20 protein-coding genes are annotated in these 20,041 nt (G+C 66.3%); 15 read left to right on the top strand and 5 right to left on the bottom strand.

Annotated features, from left to right (window positions below):
* The first annotated feature begins 36 nt into the window (after positions 1–36).
* On the top strand, positions 37–912 hold the full coding sequence (locus tag ACX12F_RS03895) for an LLM class flavin-dependent oxidoreductase (RefSeq protein WP_459368342.1): 876 nt from the start codon (positions 37–39) through the stop codon (positions 910–912).
* A 23-nt stretch (positions 913–935) separates the two neighbouring features.
* On the opposite strand, the gene ACX12F_RS03890 is transcribed toward ACX12F_RS03895, so the two are convergent.
* Together ACX12F_RS03890 and ACX12F_RS03885 are read right to left on the bottom strand one after the other, a co-directional pair.
* Entirely contained in the window at positions 936–1,298 is a 363-nt protein-coding gene (locus ACX12F_RS03890) for a DUF5709 domain-containing protein (RefSeq protein ID WP_459368341.1), read from the bottom strand.
* 43 nt (positions 1,299–1,341) lie between these two features.
* Positions 1,342–2,502, bottom strand: coding sequence for an acyl-CoA dehydrogenase family protein (locus tag ACX12F_RS03885; RefSeq protein WP_459368340.1), 1,161 nt, complete (start codon positions 2,500–2,502; stop codon positions 1,342–1,344).
* Between the two features lie 91 nt (positions 2,503–2,593).
* Between ACX12F_RS03885 and ACX12F_RS03880 the strand changes: the two genes are divergently transcribed.
* The 3 genes from ACX12F_RS03880 to rnhA are packed head-to-tail and all read left to right on the top strand — an operon-like array spanning position 2,594 to position 4,274.
* Entirely contained in the window at positions 2,594–3,172 is a 579-nt protein-coding gene (locus ACX12F_RS03880) for a TetR/AcrR family transcriptional regulator (RefSeq protein WP_459368339.1), read from the top strand.
* Positions 3,169–3,801, top strand: coding sequence for a VOC family protein (locus tag ACX12F_RS03875; protein ID WP_459368338.1), 633 nt, complete (start codon positions 3,169–3,171; stop codon positions 3,799–3,801). The genes ACX12F_RS03880 and ACX12F_RS03875 overlap by 4 nt, the downstream gene beginning before the upstream one ends.
* Positions 3,798–4,274, top strand: a complete 477-nt coding sequence (rnhA, locus tag ACX12F_RS03870) for a ribonuclease HI (protein ID WP_459368337.1) — start codon at positions 3,798–3,800, stop codon at positions 4,272–4,274. The genes ACX12F_RS03875 and rnhA overlap by 4 nt, the downstream gene beginning before the upstream one ends.
* Here the strand turns inward: rnhA and ACX12F_RS03865 are convergent.
* On the bottom strand, positions 4,261–6,507 hold the full coding sequence (locus ACX12F_RS03865; protein WP_459368336.1) for an ATP-dependent DNA ligase: 2,247 nt from the start codon (positions 6,505–6,507) through the stop codon (positions 4,261–4,263). The genes rnhA and ACX12F_RS03865 overlap by 14 nt on opposite strands.
* A 46-nt stretch (positions 6,508–6,553) precedes the next feature.
* On the opposite strand from ACX12F_RS03865, the gene ku reads away from it, so the two are divergent.
* The 4 genes from ku to ACX12F_RS03845 all read left to right on the top strand — a co-directional run bounded on the left by ku (position 6,554) and on the right by ACX12F_RS03845 (position 11,089).
* Positions 6,554–7,348, top strand: coding sequence for a non-homologous end joining protein Ku (gene ku / locus ACX12F_RS03860; RefSeq protein ID WP_459368335.1), 795 nt, complete (start codon positions 6,554–6,556; stop codon positions 7,346–7,348).
* 89 nt (positions 7,349–7,437) lie between these two features.
* Positions 7,438–8,229: an SDR family oxidoreductase gene (locus ACX12F_RS03855; RefSeq protein WP_459368334.1), complete on the top strand. Its 792-nt coding sequence runs from the start codon at positions 7,438–7,440 to the stop codon at positions 8,227–8,229.
* Positions 8,230–8,267: 38 nt separating this feature from the next.
* Positions 8,268–9,344, top strand: a complete 1,077-nt coding sequence (locus ACX12F_RS03850; RefSeq protein ID WP_459368333.1) for an NAD(P)H-dependent amine dehydrogenase family protein — start codon at positions 8,268–8,270, stop codon at positions 9,342–9,344.
* 125 nt (positions 9,345–9,469) lie between these two features.
* Positions 9,470–11,089: a hypothetical protein gene (locus ACX12F_RS03845; RefSeq protein ID WP_459368332.1), complete on the top strand. Its 1,620-nt coding sequence runs from the start codon at positions 9,470–9,472 to the stop codon at positions 11,087–11,089.
* Between the two features lie 70 nt (positions 11,090–11,159).
* On the opposite strand, the gene ACX12F_RS03840 is transcribed toward ACX12F_RS03845, so the two are convergent.
* Positions 11,160–12,047: a LysR substrate-binding domain-containing protein gene (locus tag ACX12F_RS03840; RefSeq protein WP_459368331.1), complete on the bottom strand. Its 888-nt coding sequence runs from the start codon at positions 12,045–12,047 to the stop codon at positions 11,160–11,162.
* A gap of 74 nt (positions 12,048–12,121) precedes the next feature.
* On the opposite strand from ACX12F_RS03840, the gene ACX12F_RS03835 reads away from it, so the two are divergent.
* The 3 genes from ACX12F_RS03835 to ACX12F_RS03825 are packed head-to-tail and all read left to right on the top strand — an operon-like array spanning position 12,122 to position 15,978.
* Positions 12,122–12,640, top strand: coding sequence for an ATP-binding protein (locus ACX12F_RS03835; RefSeq protein WP_459368330.1), 519 nt, complete (start codon positions 12,122–12,124; stop codon positions 12,638–12,640).
* A 58-nt stretch (positions 12,641–12,698) separates the two neighbouring features.
* Positions 12,699–14,678 (top strand): helix-turn-helix transcriptional regulator, encoded by a 1,980-nt coding sequence (locus ACX12F_RS03830; RefSeq protein ID WP_459368329.1) that lies wholly within the window; start codon positions 12,699–12,701, stop codon positions 14,676–14,678.
* 49 nt (positions 14,679–14,727) lie between these two features.
* Positions 14,728–15,978 (top strand): Nramp family divalent metal transporter, encoded by a 1,251-nt coding sequence (locus ACX12F_RS03825; protein ID WP_459368328.1) that lies wholly within the window; start codon positions 14,728–14,730, stop codon positions 15,976–15,978.
* Here ACX12F_RS03825 and ACX12F_RS03820 read toward each other — a convergent pair.
* A complete protein-coding gene (locus ACX12F_RS03820; RefSeq protein WP_459368327.1) occupies positions 15,968–16,114 on the bottom strand; it encodes a hypothetical protein in 147 nt (48 codons plus the stop codon). The genes ACX12F_RS03825 and ACX12F_RS03820 overlap by 11 nt on opposite strands.
* Between ACX12F_RS03820 and ACX12F_RS03815 the strand changes: the two genes are divergently transcribed.
* From ACX12F_RS03815 to ACX12F_RS03800, 4 genes are all read left to right on the top strand, one after another.
* Positions 16,115–16,936: a TIGR03621 family F420-dependent LLM class oxidoreductase gene (locus ACX12F_RS03815; protein ID WP_459368326.1), complete on the top strand. Its 822-nt coding sequence runs from the start codon at positions 16,115–16,117 to the stop codon at positions 16,934–16,936.
* A gap of 40 nt (positions 16,937–16,976) precedes the next feature.
* A complete protein-coding gene (locus tag ACX12F_RS03810; RefSeq protein ID WP_459368325.1) occupies positions 16,977–17,351 on the top strand; it encodes a DJ-1/PfpI family protein in 375 nt (124 codons plus the stop codon).
* A 19-nt stretch (positions 17,352–17,370) separates the two neighbouring features.
* On the top strand, positions 17,371–19,515 hold the full coding sequence (locus ACX12F_RS03805; protein WP_459368324.1) for an MDR family MFS transporter: 2,145 nt from the start codon (positions 17,371–17,373) through the stop codon (positions 19,513–19,515).
* A 141-nt stretch (positions 19,516–19,656) separates the two neighbouring features.
* Complete coding sequence (locus ACX12F_RS03800) at positions 19,657–20,040, top strand: heme-binding protein (protein ID WP_459368323.1); 384 nt, start codon at positions 19,657–19,659, stop codon at positions 20,038–20,040.
* Position 20,041: the final 1 nt, after the last annotated feature.

The following is a 20,041-nucleotide window of genomic DNA, read 5'->3' as shown; positions in this document are numbered from 1 at the left end:
AGACACAAAACTAGAACACGTTCTACTATGGTCGCCATGCGGTTCACCTATGCGGAAGCCATGACCGATCCGAAGTACTACATCCCGTTGGCGAAAGCCGCTGACGAGGCCGGATACCACGCGATGACCATTCCGGACAGCATCGCGTACCCGGCAGTCTCGGACTCGAAGTATCCCTACACCGCGGACGGCAGCCGCGAGTTTTTGGACGGCAAGTCTTTCATCGAATCGTTCTCGCTGATCGGTGCCCTGTCGGCCGTCACGACCAAGCTGCACTTCAACATCTTCGTGCTGAAGCTGCCCATCCGGCCGCCGGCCCTGGTGGCCAAGCAGGCCGGATCGCTGGCCGCGATGTTCGACAACCGCCTGGGCCTCGGCGTCGGCACCAGCCCCTGGCCCGAGGATTACGACGTCATGGGCGTACCGTTCGCCCGCCGAGGCAAGCGCATGGACGAGTGCATCGACGTCGTCCGGGGCCTGACCTCGGGTGACTACTTCGAGTACCACGGCGAGTTCTACGACATCCCCAAGACCAAGATGACGCCGGCGCCGACCAAGCCGGTGCCGATCCTGGTCGGCGGCCACGCCGACGCCGCGCTCAAGCGCGCCGCCCGCAACGACGGCTGGATGCACGGCGGCGGCGACCCGGCCGAGCTCGACCCACTGCTCAAGAAGCTCGCCCAGTACCGCGAATCCGAAGAGCGCATCGGGCTCTGCGACGAGTTCCAGATTCACGTCATCTCGATCGACGGGTTCACCGTCGACGGTGTGAAGCGCCTCGAGGACAAGGGCGTCACCGACGTCATCGTCGGCTTCCGCGTGCCCTACATCATGGGCGAGGACACCCAGCCGCTCGACGAGAAGATCAAGCACCTGGAGATGTTCGCGGAGAACGTCATCGCCAAGGTCTAGCGTTCCGCCGCCGGCCGGCGACACTACTCGTCGATGATGTGCACTGCGGCCTCCTCGGCGGAGGCCGCACTCCCAGCGATGCCGACGTCCCCGGCGAGCAGCTCACCGTCCTGCTCGCCGGCCACGAGCCGGCCGGATCGCCGGTCACCGACCTCGTCGTCGCCCCACTGCTCGTCGGGACCTGCCACCGGGTCCAGCTGCGTCGCCGGGTCTGGCTCTTCCTCGGCGAGGAGTTCATCGAGCGTCTCGTGATCCCGGGGTTCACGCCACGCATCCGGCGGCTCATAGCCCTCGTCCAGAAGGTCGTCGACGCCACGGTCGATCAGCATGTCTTCCTGAGTCAGCTGATCGTCATCGTCGCTGCTGTACTCACCCGAGCCGCTCATGTCACCACCTTGCCACGGATCGCCGGGCCACGCGAGCAGAGAGTTACAGCGAGCGGCTGATGATCTCTTTCATGATTTCGCTTGTGCCGCCGTAGATCTTGTTGACGCGCGCCGCGGCGTAGGCTCGGCCGATCGGGTACTCCAACATGTAGCCGTACCCACCGAAGAACTGCACGCAGCGGTCGACGACGGCGACGCCCTTGTCGGCGGCGATCAGCTTGCCCATTGATGCGGTCGCCGGATCGTTGTTCCCGTTGATCAGTTCCTGGATGCAGTAGTCCACCGTGGTCTTGATCGACAGCACCTCGGCCTTGAGCTCGGCGAGCTGGAATCGGTTGTGCTGGAACTGGATCAGCGGCTTACCGAAGGCCTCGCGCTGCTTGGTGTACTTGATGGCCTCGAGCACGGCGGCCTCGGCCATGCCGGCGCACACGGAGCCGATGATCAGCCGCTCGCGGGCCAGTTGCTCCATGAGCTGGTAGAAGCCCAGCCCCTCCTGCGCGCCGAGCAAGTTGGCGACCGGCACCCGCATGTCGGTGAAGAACAGTTCGCGGGTGTCCTGGCCGTGCTGGCCCACTTTCTCCAGGACGCGACCGCGCTCGAAGCCCGGCAGGTCGTTCACCTCGGCCACGATCAGCGAGACGCCCGCCGCGCCCTTACTGGGGTCGGTCTTCGCGACGATGACGACCATGTCGCAATGGGTTCCGTTGGAGATGAACGTCTTCGACCCGTTGATGACGTAGTGATCACCGTCGCGGACGGCGGTGGTGCGGACTGCCTGCAGGTCGGACCCGGTGCCGGGTTCGGTCATCGCGATGGCCAGCACGGCCTCACCGCTGATGATCTTGGGCATCCAGCGGGCCTTCTGCTCCGCATTGGCATAGGTGTTGATGTAGTGCGCCACGATCGGCGAGTGCACGGTCCAACCCGAGGCCGAATCATGAGCCAGCGCAAACTCTTCCGCCACGATCGCGGACAGACCGAAGTCGCCGCCCGCACCGCCGTATTCCTCCGGCAGGTCCAGGCCGAGCAGGCCGGCGTCGCCGAGCTTGTTCCAGAACTCGCGGTCGACCTGGTGGTTCTTGGCCCACCGCTCCTGGTTGGGCGTGGCCTCCTTGGCCAGGAACGACGCGGCATGCTGACGCAGCTCACGGTGCTGATCGGTCTCCCAGCTGGCCCGGTAGTTCGGGAATAGTACTGACATTGGTCCACCTCGCTGATTGCCGCGCTATACAACTGTATAGGCCCCTGTTCATGTGTACAGTACATTGCACTGGTTGTCGATGGGAGGTCTGATGGTTGATCCACGGGCAACCGTCGACGATCTGACGGCCAAGGCGCGCATCCGCAATACCGCCCTGGATCTCTACGCCAGACACGGTGAAGACGGAATCTCCCTGCGCGCCATCGCCTCCGAGGCCGGCGTCGCGGTGGGCCTGGTGCAGCACCACTTCAAAACCAAGGCCGGCCTGCGGAACGCCGTCGACCAGTTGGTGGTCGACTACTTCGCGGGCGCCCTGGCCGAGGTGTCCGAAGACGCCTCGACGGCCGTGCGCGACGATGCCGTTCGGGACATGCTGCGCGCCAATCCCGCGGTGGTCGACTACGTGCGGCGCGCCCTCCTGCAGCCCAATGTCGCCGACAGCCACTTGGTCGACGTGATCGTCGACCTCACGCAGCGCGAGGTCCGGGCGGCCCGCAAGACGGGTCGCGCCTCGACCACTCGCCGCGAGAACATCCAGGTCGTCGCCGTCTTGGCGAGGCAGATGGGCGAACTACTGTTGGCACCCATGGTCGACGCGGTGTGGCAGCGAGTAGCACCGGACACCAACCCACCACGGCTGCGGGTCAGCGTCGACGAGGCGGGGCAATGACAGTCAGCGTCGACGAATTCGAGGTCGCCGACACCGCAGAGTCCTGGACCGCCGCCGGGTTCACCGTTGATCCCGACGGCGTGTGCCGAATCGGTGGAGTCCGGATCCGGTTGGTCGGACGTGACCACGGCACCGGCATCGTCGGGTGGTCGCTGCGCGGTTTGCCGTCCGGCCAGCCGCTCGACGGCATCCCCACCACGCGGTCGGACGCACCTGCCTCCACTGGAGCCGAACACGCGAACGGCGCCCTCTCGGTCGACCATGTCGTGCTGTTGTCGCCTGACCTGGATCGGACCGTCACGGCGCTCGCGGCAGTCGGTGTCCGCCCGCGCCGCGAGCGCGACGGGCAACTCGGCGGCCGGCCGATGCGGCAGATCTTCTTCCGCCTCGGAGAGGTGATCCTCGAGGTCGTCGGCTCTCCCGAGACCAAGGGCGACGGCCCATCGACGCTGTGGGGCCTGACGTATGTCGCGCGCGACATCGACGCCACCACCGCGTTCTTCGGCGACCGCACCGCACCGGTGAAGCCGGCGGTGCAACCCGGACGCCGGATTACCACGCTTCGACATCGAGAATTCGGGATGTCGGTCCGCACGGCGATGATCTCGGCCCCTATTCTCAGCCCATGAGCGACTCCGCCACCGATGCCGTCGTGGTCATCCACACCGACGGCGGCTGCCGCCCCAACCCCGGCCCCGGCGGCTGGGGCGCGGTGCTGCGCATGCGTCATCACGTGCGGGAAATGTGCGGCGGCGAGCCCGGCGAGACCAGCAACAACCGCATGGAGCTGACGGCGCCCATCATGGCGCTCGAAGCGTTGACACGGCCCGTGGTGGTGCACCTGCACACCGACAGCACCTACGTCCGCAACGGCATCACCAAATGGGTGCACGGCTGGGAACGCAATGGCTGGATGACGGCGGCGAAGCAGCCGGTCAAGAACGTCGACCTCTGGAAGCGACTGCAGGCCGCTTGCGCCCGGCACGAGGTCGAGTGGTTCTGGGTGAAGGGACACGCCGGCGTCGCCGACAACGAGCTGGCCGATCAGCTGGCGACTCGCGGGCTGGAAGAGGCTGTCGCCCTCGCACTCACTCCCATGTGACCTCCGCCGGCGTCTTGTCCGGGCGCAGCCCGCGCCAGCTGGGTTGCCGCAACCGGCCATCCGAGGTGCGCTCGCTGTAACGCACCTCCCCCACCACCTCGGGGCGTACGTATGTCACGCCTTTGGCATCCATCGTGGAAAGCGTTGCAGTAAAAGGTGATTCACTGGTTTCCAGCGGTGCCAGCAGCGCCCGCAGGTCGCCCAGCATCTTTTCGGTGAACCCCGTGCCAACCCGCCCGGCGAACTGCAGACCGTGCTCGCCGGGCACCCCGACCAGCAGCGCCCCGATGCCACTGGTGCGGCCGCCTTCCCCAGCGCGCCAGCCGCCGATCACCACTTCCTGTGTGCGCCACAACTTATCCTTGACCCATGCCTCCGACCGGCCCGGCCGGTATCCGGAATCCCATTTCTTGGCGACCACTCCTTCAAAGCCGCGGCCACTCGCGGCCTCCAGGGGATCGTCGGCAGGCAACAGCGGCGGTACCGTCAACGCGCCATCGGCGGCCAGCGCTTCCAACAGCTTTCGTCGATCTCGGTATTTTGCGCGGGTCAGGTCACGTCCGTCGAGGGACAGGATGTCGAAACACCAGAATTCGATGTGACTGCGCGGACCGCGGTTCTGCATTGCCTGAAAACTCGGTACGCCATCCTGCAATGCCACCACCTCACCGTCCAGGATCACGTGGTGATCGGCGAGATCGGCTGCCAACGACTGCAATTGCGGGAATTCCCCCGTGATGTCGCGGCCGCTGCGCGAGGTGAGCCGGATCCTGCCGTGGTCGGCGTCTACGAGAAGCCGGTAGCCGTCCCACTTGCCCTCGAAGGCCCACTGGTCCGACGACAGTCGACTCACCGATCCGTGGGTCGCCAGCATCGGTTGCAGCTGCTGCTCTTTCATCCGGCGCACCAGCCAGTTCTTGCCGTCGGTCTGGATGAGCACGTACCGGCCGGAGACCCGGTTGCCGTGGAGGTTGACGATCACCTCACCGTTTTCGCCTGCGTCCCGGAACTTCTCGGTGTCGTAGGTGCCCGAGTCCCAGATCGAGACGTGTCCACCGCCGTATTCACCCTTGGGGATATCACCTTCGAAGGTGGCGTACTCCAGCGGATGGTCTTCGGTGTGCACCGCCAGGTGGTTGACGGTGGAGGTGTCCGGAAGGTTCTTCGGCACAGCCCAACTGACCAGCACCCCGTCGCGTTCCAGCCGGAAGTCGTAATGCAGCCGGCGGGCATGATGTTCTTGAATGACGAACCGATTGTTCTGACCCGACGCGGGCTGGGCCGCCGGGACCGGCTCCGGTGTCCGGCCCGGGTCCCGCATGCTGCGGTAGGTGGTGAGCCGATCGGCCACCGGCGCATCGCCATCCATGCCGGCGAGCAGATCACCGTCGCGCGCCAAGCGGGCCAGTACCTCGTCGAACCGCAGCTGCCGCAACTCCGGGTCGTCGAGTTCGTCCCAGGTGCGCGGCGCCGCGACGGTCGGCTCGTCGCGGCCGCGCAACGAATACGGCGCCACGGTCGTCTTAGCCGCGGAGTTCTGACTCCAGTCCAAAAACACTTTGCCGGCCCGCAGGCTGCGGGTCATGGTCGCGGTGACCAGTCCACCCATCGATGATTCGAGTTGCTGGGCAACACGTTTGGCGACGGTCGACGCACCGCGCGAGCTGACGGGCGAGGCCAGCGGTACATAAAGGTGCAAACCCTTGCTGCCGCTGGTCACCGGATACGCCGCCAAATCCATGCCGGCGACCAGTTCGCGTACCGCGCGGGCCACCCCGCACAGCTGGGCCATGGTGATGCCTTCGCCGGGATCGAGGTCGAACACGATGCGCGTGGCGGGTCCCGGAGCCAGGACATCGCCCGCCCCGCCTCGCCCGCCCGCCCCGACAAAGCGCCATTGCGGCACATGCACTTCCAGGGACGCCTGCTGGGCGATCCAGGCCAGTCCCTCCGGAGTGTCGATGATCGGGTAGACGGTGGTTCCGCTGCGATGCGTGATGGCACCGCGTCCCAGCCACTCCGGCGCCGACGACGCCAGCTGCTTCTCGAAGAACGGCTGCTGCGCAACACCATTGGGCCACCGTTTACGGGTGACGGGACGACCCGCGATGTGCGGCAACATCGCATCGGCGACGGCGAGGTAATAGTCGAAAACGTCGGCTTTGGTCGTGCCGGTCGACGGGTAGAGCACCTTGTCCGGGTTGGTCAGCCGCACCCGTCCGAATTGCTCCACACCTCGAGTATCCAAGCCGTGACGCGATAATGGGCCATACTGGGGTATGCGGTCCATCTGGAAGGGGTCAGTAGCCTTCGGGCTGGTCAATGTGCCAGTGAAGGTGTACAGCGCCACTGAGGATCACGACATCAAGTTTCATCAGGTGCATGCCAAGGACAATGGCCGCATCCGATACAAGCGGGTGTGCGAGGTCTGCGGCGAGGTAGTCGAGTTTCGGGATATCGCGAAAGCGTTCGAATCCGAGGACGGGCAGACCGTCATCATCACCGACGAGGACATCGCCACCCTGCCCGAAGAGCGCAGCCGCGAGATCGACGTGGTCGAGTTCGTTCCGGCGGAGCAGATCGATCCCCTGATGTACGACCGGAGCTATTTCCTGGAGCCGGACTCGAAGTCGTCCAAGTCGTACGTGTTGCTCGCGCAAACGCTGGCCCAGACCGATCGGGTGGCGATCGTGCACTTCTCGCTGCGCAACAAGACGCGGCTTGCGGCGTTGCGGGTCAAGGATTTCGGCAAGCGCAACGTGATGATCGTGCACACGCTGTTGTGGCCCGACGAGATTCGCGACCCTGATTTCCCGGTGCTGGACAAGGAAGTCGAGATCAAGGAGGCCGAGTTGAAGATGGCCGGCCAGGTGGTGGACTCGATGACCGAGGACTTCCACCCCGAGCAGTTCCACGACACCTACCGCGAACAGATGGAAGAGCTCATCGAGGCAAAGATCGCGGGCGGCGAGGCATTCTCCACAGAGGAAGCGGCGACCGAACTGGACGCGACCGAGGACGTCTCCGATCTGCTGGCCAAGTTGGAGGCGAGTGTCAAGGCCCGCAAAGGCTAATTGGAACGTGTTCTAGAAATCTGCTCCGGCAGCGCCTCGATCTTGCTAGCGTGCCTAACAACAACCGATACGAGGCGAGTGAGGCACACGTGATTCTGGATAGATTCCGGCTCGACAACCAGGTAGCCGTAGTAACCGGTGCGGGCCGCGGCCTGGGCGCCGCCATCGCCATCGCATTCGCCGAAGCGGGTGCTGACGTGGTGATTGCCTCCCGCACCGAGTCGCAGTTGCAGGACGTGGCAAGGCAAGTCGAGCAGGCCGGCCGGCGGGCTCACGTCATCGCCGCCGACCTCGCCCACCCGGAGGAGACAGCCAAGCTCGCCGCAGCGGCGGTCGAGGCGTTCGGCAGACTAGATGTCGTCGTGAACAACGTCGGCGGCACCATGCCCGCCCCGCTCATGTACACCTCGACGCAGGATCTGAAAGACGCGTTCACGTTCAACGTGGCCACCGCGCATGCGCTCACGCAGGCGGCCGTGCCGCTGATGCTCGAGCATGCCGGCGGCGGCAGCGTCATCAACATCACCTCGGCCGTCGGCCGGTTGGCGGGCCGTGGCTTCGCCGCCTACGGCACGGCCAAGGCCGCGCTGGCCCACTACACGAGGCTGGCCGCGATGGACTTGTGCCCGAAGATCCGGGTCAACGGCATCGCGCCGGGTTCGATCCTGACCTCGGCGCTGGACATCGTCGCCTCCAACGAGGCGTTGCGTGACCCCATGGAGAAGGCCACCCCGCTGCGACGCCTCGGCGACCCCGAGGACATCGCCGCCGCCGCGCTGTATCTGGCCTCGCCTGCCGGTGCCTATGTCACCGGCAAGGTGCTCGAGGTCGACGGCGGCCTCACGTTTCCCAACCTCGACCTGCCCATCCCGGACCTGTGAGGAACGCTATGTCTGAATTTTCGGCACCGCCGAAGCAAATGCCAATCAAAGTCGCCGCAGTCGGCACCGGAAACGTCGGCCGCCATGCCCTGACTCAGCTCATCACTGACCCTGCCTACGAACTGACCGGCGTCTGGGTGTCCTCTGCCGCCAAGACCGGCAAAGACGCCGGAGAGCTTGCCGGACTTGATGTTTCGACCGGCATCAAAGCCACCGACGACCTCGGTGCCATCCTCGCCGGGAAGCCGGACTGCGTCGTCTACACCGCCATGGCCGACAACCGCCTGCCCGAAGCACTGGAAGACTATCGGCGCATTCTGGCCGCCGGAGTAAACGTCGTCGGCAGCGCGGCAGTGTTCCTGCAGTATCCGTGGCAGGTCCTGCCGGCCGAACTGATCGCACCGCTCGAGCAGGCGGCGAAAGAAGGCGGATCGTCGCTGTTCGTCAACGGCATCGACCCCGGTTTCGCCAATGACCTTCTCCCCCTTGCGCTCATGGGCACCTGCCAGAGCGTCGAGCAGGTCCGGTGCATGGAGATCGTGGACTACGCCACCTACGACAGCGCGACGGTCATGTTCGACGTGATGGGGTTCGGCAAGCCCATCGACGAGTTACCGATGCTGCTGCAGCCGGGCGTGCTGAGCCTGGCCTGGGGTTCCGTGGTCCGCCAGCTGGCCGCCGGCCTCGGCATCGAACTCGACGAGCTGACCGAGACGCACACCCGCGTGCCGGCGCCCGAGGACTTCGACATCGCGTCGGGCCACATCCCGGCCGGCACCACGGCGGCCATGCGGTTTGAAGTGCGCGGCATGAAGGACGGACACCCGGCCGTCGTCCTCGAGCACATCACCCGCCTGCGCGGCGACCTGTGCCCCGACTGGCCGCAACCGGCCCAGGAGGGTGGTTCCTACCGGGTCGAGGTGACCGGCGAGCCGTCGTACGCCCTTGACCTGTGCCTGAGCAGCCGCAAAGGCGACCACAACCACGCCGGACTCGTTGCCACCGCAGCACGGGTGGTGAACGCCATCCCGGCGGTCGTGGCCGCCGAACCGGGCATCCGCACGACGCTGGATCTGCCGCTCATCACCGGGAAAGGCCTGTACCGCCCCAACTGACGACGCCGAAAATAGAGTCATTCGTCGCTAGCGGGTGACCCACCTCTCAGAGCCAGAATCAGGGCGAACTTACGCAAAAGTCAGTTCGCCGATTGTCCGATTCTGAGCCTTTGAAGGGGCCCGCTATGCACACCGCCGCTCGACCGTTCGCTTCCGTCGGCGTGTCCCTGGCCGGGGCCGCGGCTATCGCCGTCGCCCCGGTCGTGGCGCCGACCGTCAGTACCCAGATTCACCACATGGAAGCTCAGATCGAGCGCACCGCCGTACGTCTGACCGCCGCAGTCAATCCGTTCGAGGCATACGCACAGGCGTTCAACAACACCGTCGCCAGCCTGCAGACCATCGTGAGCACGGCACAGACCAACGGGCCGACGCCGATCCTCACCGCAGCGCTCAACAATCAGCTTGCCGCGCTGCAGGACCTGCTGAAACTGGTGTCGTCGCCCGGTTCGGTGAAGGTCGATCCCAGCTCCCAACCGGCCGTGCCCTTCCCGTCGGCTCCGCCGCTGTTGAACGCGCTCGGCACCACGCTCGGCCAGATCGGCACCAACCTCACGACCGCGGTGCCACCACTGCTGGCCGCCGCCGTCAACGACCTGACAAAGGGCAACGTCGAGGATGCGACCAATCAGCTGCTGCTCGTCGGCTTGAACGCATTGATCCCGCTGACGAATCTGCTCACGCCCGCCCTCAACTCCGTCGCCTATCCGCTGCAAGGTCTGGTCACCGCGATCGACAAGCTCGGTCCGCTGGGGGCCATCGCCGCCAACCCGCTGCAGAACGCCGTCAATGTCCTCAACACGCTCGGCCAAGGGTTCGGTGGGCTGCAGCCGTCGAACGCCCTCGTCATCGTCGGTGGTCTGCTTGGCCCGCTGATCCAGGCACCGGCAGCGATGGCCGCCGCGGTGCAGGACGTCATCGATGCCACGCGCACCGGCGACCTCGGCAAGGTGGCCGGTGCGCTCGTCTCGATTCCCGCGACGATTCTGAATGGCGTCCTCAACGGGGGTTATGGCCCCGACCTGTCGACCGTGATCGACACCGGTCTGCCCGGTGTGCCGGTGTATGGCGGCGGCCTGCTGACTTCCTTCGGCATCAACATCGGCGGTGGCCCGCTCGGCTTCACCGTGAACCTCCCGGGCCCGGTCGCCGCACTGCAGCTGCTGCAGAAACTCGTCGCCGACGCGCTCAAGCCGCCGCCGGTCACGACGACAACGACGGCGGTCGCCGCCACCGCGCCCGTCGCTGCCAACTCGGTGCCGGCCACTGCCGCGACGACCGTCGCGGTACCGGCCTCGACAGTCGTCAAAGCCCTGCCCGCGAAAGCGACAACGGACGCCACGAAGCCCGCTGACCAGACCACGACGAAGACGGATACCACCAAAACGGATGCAACGAGCCCGGCGGAAACTTCCATGAAACCCGTTGCAACAAAGCCCGATTCATCGACAGAAGCCGGCACGGACACGGCAACCAGCACCACCGGCGCCACCAAGCCCACGGCCCCGGGTAGCACTGACGCCGCGCACACGGGCAGCGGGCAGACCGGCGCCAAGGGCGAGGGGACGACTGCTGACCACACCAAGGGTGGCGATGCCAAGGGCGGCGTCAAGGGCGGGGATGCCAAGCCCGACACCAAGTCCGACTCGACGCCCACCAAGCCCGGCACGACGAGCACCAAGCCCGCCAAGGCGTCCGCCGGTGCAGGCCAGACAAAGGACGGCAAGAGTACTCACGCCAAGTAGGACCACGAATGTTGGCTTGTGGTCGAGGATCTCGGGGGTTCTCGACCACAAGCCGATACTCACCGGCGAGCTAGGCTGGCGCCGCCTGAATCAGCATGTCCGCCAACGCCGCGGTGGCCGGCGTCAGACGGCCCACCGGCTGCGACGCCAGATAGACCTGCCACACGACACTTCGCCTCAATGCGATGGCGCGCAGATCGTCGAATTCCGCGCATTCCGACGCGGGCATGAAGGTGGTTCCCAGCCCCTGACGAACCAGTTCACCGACCACCGAGAAGCCGGCCGGAATCACATGGACGGGCCGCGACTGACTCCCCGCCGCGAGAAATGCGTTGTCCATCAAGGAACGAAAGCCCCAGTCCGGCGGAAACCCGATCAGGTCCTCGTCCGCCAGGTCGATCAGACTGACCACTTTCTCCGCCGCCATCGGGTGGTCGTCGCGGCACACGAAGAACATCGGTTCCTCGAACATCAAGCGCATGTCGAGCTGCGGCGGAAATCGGTTGGGCACCGAGACCAGAGCCAGATCCAGCGAGCCGTCGACAAGTGCCGAGAGATATGCCGAGGCACCAGCTTGGTTGAGTTGCAACCGAAGTCGCACGAAGGGGTGCTCCCGGTGAAACTCGCCGAGTACCCCCGCGACATTCATCGGGCCGTATGAGATCAATGATCCGAACTCGACGGTACCCATCAGCCGGCCGCGACTGGACGCGACCGATTCGGCGGCTGCCCCCGCAACGCGCAGCAGTTCGTGCGCCTGAGCGAGGAGGCGTTCGCCGGCGACCGTCAGCTCGATCTGCTGACGGGAGCGGTCGAACAACTGGACACCGAGCTCACGCTCCAGCTTCGCAATCGACGTCGAGACGGCGGACTGCACCACGTGGACGCGGCGTGCCGCGCGCGTGAAGCTGCGCTCGACGGCAACCGCCACGAAGTGCTCGACCTGCCGTAGCTCCACGCCGCAGATTATCTACGTCATAGATGTGTCTTATCAATATCTGTCATTAGACGTGTTGACCGATCGGATGTCTCATGGTTCTTGTGAACATCGCGTCGACGCAGCTCATCGGGCGCGACGCCGAACTCGCGGCCCTGCGGGACGCCATCGCGTCACCGCCCCATGGACAGGTGATCGTCATCTCCGGGGCATTGGGCTCTGGCAAGACCTCCCTGCTCGCCGAAGCCGAGCGACAAGCACGTTCGCTGGGCCATCGCGTTCTCGGCATCGCCGGCCTGCCCGGCGAGATCGACACCCCGCTGGGTGGCCTGCACCGGCTGCTGCGGGCACTCAACGACGCCGAGGCCAACCCGTATGGTCGCGCCAACATCATCGAAACCCTTTTCAGCACACCGTTGTTCGGCGATCAGATCCATACCGCCAGATTGGCCGCGGCACTACTCGAACTTTTGGACGCGGTGCCGCGACGACAGCCGGTGCTGGTCACGGTCGACGACGCCCACTGGCTCGACGAGCAATCCCGCAGCGTTCTGCTGTTCGCCGCCCGGCGCAAGCGCGGGCCGCCCGATCACTGTGGCGCTGACCCTTCCTGACACTGTCGCAGCGACGGGACTGGCGGGCCGGTCGGCTCTCGAGATTCCGCTGGCACCAATGCTCCTCGACCAGTCGATCGCGCTGCTAGAGGCGCAACCCACACCACCGGGCGGACTGCTCCGTGAGCAGATCATCAAACAGTCCGCGGGCAATGCCGCCGCGATCATCCACTTTTCCAGCACGGCTACCGGCGCGACGCCCACGGCGGGTTGTGCACCGGACCCGTTGCCGTTGCCGATCAGCGCCCACGCGGTCTACGCACAGCATCTGGCGCACCTGCCCGCAGCCACGCGCGCCGCGCTCGTCGTCGTCGCGGCCGCGTCCGCCGCCGACCTGCGCACGCTGCCGCCCGGAGTGCTGACCGACCCGGCGGTTCTGGCCCCGGCAGAGACCGCGGGCATCGTGCGTATCGAGGCCGCACGCATCAGCCCCATCAATCCCCTCATCCGCTCTGCGGCCTATTACGGGGCGCCGCTGACCACGCGGCAGGATGCGCACCGACTCCTGGCTGACGCGTTGAGTACGTCCGCATTGAGTACGCCGCCCCAGCGCGAGGTCTGGCACCGAGCCCATGCTGCGTCCTCCACCGCCGGCGGTCCGCATGACCGAATCCGGGCATTGACCGCCCGCGGGATGGCCACGATGTGGAATGACGGGCGGGCGGCGGCCGAGGCCCTCCTGGCAGTGACCGTCGAAGCGCTCGGAGTCGACCCCGAATTGGCGTGGGAACCGCTGCGCGTGGCGGCCTCCGCGACTTTCCTGTCGGGTGATCCAGCCGCGTATCAGGGGACGGCGCAAGCGCTACAGCGGTTGGACGACGCGATGCCGGTGCCGACCGGCAGCTCGGCAACCTCGCGGCTGTGGATCCGAGCGGTGACCGACTCTCCGCGTGCGCGCGCCGACTTGGCCGCGTTCACCGCCCCGCCGGCCGGCGGCCTCGGGGCCCTGGAGTTGAGTCTGATCGGCCTGGCCGCCGGCGTGACCGACGAGTCAGAGCTCAGCATCCGCAGTCTGCGCGTCGCGCAGTCCTTGATGACACCACATGACTCGACGCACGGACAGGCGCTGACGGCGGCGATCCTGGCCTGGTCGTGTATCGACTCCGGCCGCTGGGACGAGGCGCTCAGAATCACCAGCCAGCTGCACACCCTCGGCGCCGTCAGCGATCAACCACTGATCATCGCGACCGGGGACCAGATCCGAGCCACGGTCGCCGCCCGCCGCGGCGACACCGCGTCCGCTCGCGACCACATCGGCGCCGCCCTGAATGTCGTTGATTTCCAGGACAACCGGTTGCACGCGGCACGGGCACATCACGTCCTCGGGCTGATCAACCTCGCGGCCGGCAACGATCTCGGGGCCTACGGTCATCTGTCCGAGTTGTTCACCGACTCCGGCGTTCCTCTGCACCAACACGTGTCCTACCGCGCTTTCGTCGACTACGCCGAGGCAGCTCTGCGGACGGGCATGGTCGACGACGCGCGGCGCACGTTCACTGCCGCACTGACGCACCTACCGCAGCCGCACTCCGCCCGCCTCGACCAGCTGGTGAACCACGCCTCGGCGCTGCTCAGCGTCGGGGAGGCCGGCGACATCCTGGCCCGCACGCTCGCCGACGCCGCCGGCGAGCAGTGGCCATTCGAACGCGCCCGGTTGCGGCTCAGCTACTCGGGCTGGCTGCGGCGAAGCCGGCGACGCAAGGAAGCGCGCCGGCACATCTCAGCCGCCTTGGCCACCTTCGAGACGCTGGGTGCCACACCGTGGCTAGACATCTGCGCCCGGGAACTGCGCGCATCGGGCGTCGCGACGGCAGCGTCGGGGACGCCATCCACCGAACAATTGAGCCCCCAAGAGCATCAGGTCGTCTATCTCGCCGGACGTGGCCTGACCAACCCGCAGATCGCGGCCCGACTTCAGCTTTCGACCCGCACCGTGTCCGGATACCTCTACCGCTCGTTTCCGAAGCTGGGCGTCACCAGCCGGCATCAGATCCGCGATATCCCGCCGCCGCCCGACGGGCGCGGGGCCGCCGGCTGACGTATTTCCCCAACAGGCAGGTTTCGGCTACCCTAACTTTTCTATTCGAATGACCGGATGGAAAGTGAGCGCAGTGCTGACCGAGAGCCGCACCTCGTCGCGTCCGACGTGGTCCTTACTGGGCCCGGCGTTCGTGGCGGCCATCGCCTATGTAGATCCGGGCAACGTCGCGGCCAACATCAGCGCGGGCGCGAAGTTCGGTTTCCTGCTGGTGTGGGTGATCCTGCTGGCCAACGTGATGGCCGGCCTGGTGCAGTACCTATCGGCCAAACTCGGTCTGACGACCGGCCGGTCACTCCCCGAGCTGGTGGCCGAAAACTGCCGCACACCAACCCGGCTCGCGTTTTGGTTCCAGGCCGAAATGGTCGCGGTGGCAACCGATCTCGCCGAGGTCGTGGGCGGCGCCATCGCGCTGCAACTGTTGTTCGGCCTGCCCATGCTGCTGGGCGGCGTGGTCACCGGCGTGGTGTCCATGTGCCTGCTGTCGGTGCAGAACCGGGGCGGCCAGCGCGCCTTCGAACGGATCATCGCCGGGCTACTGATGATCATCACGCTCGGCTTCGTCGCCAGCCTCCTCGTCGACCCGCCCCCTCCGGGCCACGTACTCGGCGGCATGGTGCCGCACTTCGCCGGGTCCGAGAGTCTGCTGCTGGCCACCGCGATCCTGGGCGCGACCGTCATGCCACACGTCGTCTACCTACACTCCGGCCTGGTCCGGGACCGGCACGGGAAGCCCGAGACCGGCGCTCCGCTGCGTCACATGCTGCGCGTCACGCGCTTCGACGTCGGCCTCGCGATGGTGGTCGCGGGCGCGGTGAACCTGGCGATGCTGCTGGTCGCGGCGACCCACCTGCAGGGCGTCAAAGGCACCGACACCATCGCGGGCGCGCACGCCGCGGTCGGCAATGCCCTGGGCCCGGCGATCGCACTGTGCTTCGCCATCGGCCTGCTGGCTTCAGGCCTGGCGTCCTCGTCGGTCGGCGCGTACGCGGGCGCGATGATCATGCAGGGCCTGCTCAACCGGTCCTATCCCCTGCTGCTGCGCCGGGCCGTCACGGTCATTCCGGCGTTGGTGGTGTTGGCCATCGGGTTCGACCCGACGCGCGCGTTGGTCATCTCCCAGGTGGTGCTGTCGTTCGGCATCCCGTTCGCGTTGATTCCGCTGGTGCGGCTGACCAGCAACCGCACCGTGATGGGCGAGCACGTCAACCACCGCATCGTGACGGCATTGGGATGGGCTGTGGCCGTGCTGATTTCGGGGCTGAACGTGATACTGATCTGCCTCACCGTCACGGGCTGATCGCTACCGCGATCTCGCCACTGCGGACCGCCACGACCGACAGCAGCGTCGCGCCGAGTCCGTGGCTGTGTTCGACGGTCGCGCCGTTGAGAAAGATGTCGCCGGATGCGCCCCGCGTGTCCGTAAGGTCGAACACATGACGAGAGATTTCCGCTTCGGAGTCGGCCTGCGACACACCGGCGGCCGGTCAGCAGTGCAAGACGCGGCGCGCCGCGCTGAAGACCTCGGTTACGACGTCCTCTTGGTGCCCGACCATCTGGGCGCTCCGGCCCCGTTTCCGGTGCTTGCGACGGCCGCCGCGGCAACCACCACCATGCATCTGGGCACCTTCGTCTTCAATGCCTGCTTCTACAAGCCGGCGCTGCTGGCCCGCGATATCGCGGCCATGCGCGATCTGACCGAAGGACGATTCGAAACCGGCCTGGGCGCCGGCTACGTCAAGGAAGAGTTCGACGCCGCCGAACTGCCGTTTCCCAGCGCCGGAAAACGAGTGGAGTACACCGCGCACGTCACCTCGTATCTGCGCACCCAGCTGCCCGACGTACCGGTCATGATTGCCGGCGCCGGCGACAAACTGCTGACCGTCGCTGCCCAGCAGGCACAGATCATCGGGCTGACCGGCGGTGGGCCGCGCACCGACGACCACGATCCGCTCGCCGAGCGAATCTCCTTCGTGCGCAACGCCGCCGGCGCCCGCTTCGATGAGCTCGAGCTGAACCTGGCCATCACCGCGGTTCCGACCGACGGATCCGGAATCCCGAACCTGTCCATCACCCGGCACTTCCAGCCCGACCTCAGCGACGCCGAGCTGATGACGACGCCGGGTGTGCTCAGCGGCAGCACCGCCGATATGGCGGCCCGGGTCAGCGAGCTGCGCGAACGTTACGGGGTCAGTTATTTCATTGTCCAGCAACAGCATTCGGAGACCTTTGCGAAGGTCATAGCAGAACTTCACTGAGGGCCCGCGCGGGAACGTTTGGGCCCACGAGTCCAGGGGTATGAACAGCCACGTGCTGAAGGAATTAGAAGGCCGACGGATCGCCATCCTCGCCGCCGACGGGGTCGAGAGAGTCGAGCTCGATGAACCGCGCGCCGCGGTCGAGGACGCCGCGGTGACGTTCGTCCGCTCCGGTAAGCCTGTCGCCGCCATCTGTCACGGCCCGTGGACCCTCGTCGAAGCCGACGTCGTCCGCGGCCGCAAAGTGACCAGTTATCCCAGTGTTCGCACCGACCTTCGTAACGCCGGGGCCACCGTCGTCGATCAAGCAGTGTGTATCGACGGCAATCTCATCACCAGCCGTTCGCCCTCCGATCTACCGGCGTTCTGCGAGGCAATCACCGAGGCGTTGGCGAGCAGTCCCGCCCAGACCTGAAGTCCGGGCTGAGGCAGCCATGACCACTCGTAACCCGGCTGACGTGGCGGAAGCGGCCCCCGGCATCCGGCAGCGCAACTTCGTGTTCCTCGCTGTCGTCCTCGGCATGCTGCTGGCCGCACTCGACCAGACCATCGTGGCGACGGCGCTGCCGACCGTCGTCGCAGACCTGGGCGGTGCCGGCCACCAGTCCTGGGTCGTGACGAGTTACCTGCTCGCCTCGACGATCGTGACCGCAGTGGTCGGCAAGCTCGGCGACACCTTCGGCCGCAAGCGGGTCTTCCAAGTCGCCATTCTGTTGTTCTTGACCGGGTCCGTGCTGTGCGGACTCTCGCCGTCGATGGGGATGCTGGTCGCTTCGCGCGCTCTGCAGGGCCTGGGTGGTGGCGCGATCACCGTGACGGCCGTGGCGGTGATCGGCGAGGTCATCCCGTTGCGCGAAAGAGGCAAGTACCAAGGCGCTCTGGGCGCGGTGTTCGGCGTCACGACTGTCGTCGGCCCGCTGCTCGGCGGGTTGTTCACCGACCATCTGGGTTGGCGCTGGGCGTTCTGGATCAACGTACCGGTGGCCGTGGTGGTCATCGCGATCGCGGCAGCGGCCATTCCCGAGTTGGCCCGCGCCGGCCGGCCGGTCGTCGACTATGCGGGCATAGTCCTGGTCGGGCTCGGCGCCGCGGGTCTGACGTTGGCAACCAGTTGGGGTGGCACCACCTACGCGTGGGGTTCAGCAGTGATCATCGGGTTGTTCGTCGTCTCGGTGGCGGCACTCGTCGGCTTTGTCATCGTGGAACGCCGTGCGCCCGAACCGATTCTGCCGATCCGCTTGTTCGCCAACCCCGTCTTCACGGTGTGCTGTGTGCTGTCGTTCGTCGTCGGGTTCGCGATGCTCGGTGCGCTCACGTTCCTGCCCACCTACATGCAGTTCGTCGACGGCGTCTCGGCCACCGCGTCGGGACTGCGCACCCTGCCGATGGTGGCCGGTCTTCTCGTCACCTCATTGAGCAGTGGCGCAATCGTCGGCCGTACCGGCCAGTACCGAATTTTCCCGATCGCCGGCACCGCCATCATGGCGCTGGGGTTCGTGCTCCTGTCGCGGATGGACGCCGACACCTCGACGCTGACCCAATCGCTGTTCCTATTGATCCTCGGCACCGGCATCGGGCTGAGTATGCAGGTGCTGATTCTGGTGGTACAGAACACCGTCGACTTTTCCGACCTGGGCGTCGCGACCTCAGGTGTGACGTTCTTCCGCACCATCGGCAGTTCCTTCGGCGCGGCGATTTTCGGCTCGATGTTCGCGAATTTCCTCGGCGACCACATCCCGTCGGCCATCCGGGCCAGCGGCGCACCCCCCGATGCGGCGACATCGCCGAAGGCGCTGCACAGCCTCCCGCACGAGACCGCCGCGCCGATCATCAACGCCTACGCCGATTCCCTGAGTCACGTGTTTCTGCTGGCGGCGCCGGTCGCGGCCGTCGGGTTCGTCCTCGCGCTCTTCCTCAAACAGGTGCCGCTGCGTGACGCCGCCGCGAGCGGCAGCACCGACATGGGTGAGGGTTTCGGCATGCCGACCACCGAGTCGCCGGAGAAGCTCCTCGAAGTCGCTGTCGGCCGGTTGTTGCAGCACAGCAACGGCATTGACCTCGAAGCGGTGGCGCGCACCTCGAACAGCCGGTTGGGCACCGCACAATTGTGGGCGCTGATGCTGATCTACCGATACGCGGCGGTGACCGGTGCGGCAGACCTGCTCGACATCGCCGACGACCGGCGGGTACCACGGCAGGTCCTCGAACCGACCTTCGATCGGTTGGTCAGCACCGGATTTGCGACGCGCTCGGGAACCGAATTCGCACTGACGCCCGCAGGCTCAGCCGAGGTGGGTTCAGCGCGCAATGTCATCTCGATCTGGATCACCGAAACACTCACCCAGTCAGATGAATTCCAGGGTGCGCCCGAGCGTATTCATGTGCAGAGTGCACTGGACCGTATTGCCCGTGGTGTGCTCGTCGAACGGGAGTCGGCCCGGCGCGATAGTCGGCCGCCGAAACTCGGCCCACCGCAGCGGTATATCGCCGAGCAGCCCACCACTCGGATGCGCGGGGCCCGGCCAGAAGAGCCACCGACTCGCCCATTCCGCCCGCACGCCAGCATGCCCCACAGCTGACATGTGGCCGGGACGGTCCCGTTTGCGGTTGGTGGGTTGAGAACCAGGACTGCGGGTATATGACGACCGGTGACTGGAGGGTGCGGCCGTGTCGGGCGATCCGCATCCATCGCACACCGAAGCACAGCGAAAGGACACGCCATGAAGTTTTCAATTCGATTCACCGGCCTGATCCCGGTACTGGCCGCAGTACCGGTCTGCCTCAGTCTGGCCACGCCGACAACAGCCGCCGCGGAAACTGATTGCAGTCCCGCATCCGTTGCGAACACCGTCAGCTCGGCAACGGGGGCGGCCAGTAACTATCTGACAGCGCATCCCGACGCCAATCAGGTTGTGGTGGCGGCATATTCGCAGCCCCGGCCACAGGCGTCGGCCAACCTCCGCGCGTACTTCACGGCACATCCCCAGCAGTATCAGGACCTGCGCGGGATTCTGTCGCCGATCGGCGACACTCAGCAGCGGTGCAACGTGACGGTCTTGTCGCCCGACTTGGCCACTGCCTACGCCGAATTCATGGCCGGATAAG

The organism is Mycolicibacterium sp. HS_4_1 (assembly GCF_054515875.1).
The sequence above is the reverse complement of the archived record's forward strand: the minus strand, read 5'-3'. Positions and strand labels throughout refer to the sequence as shown.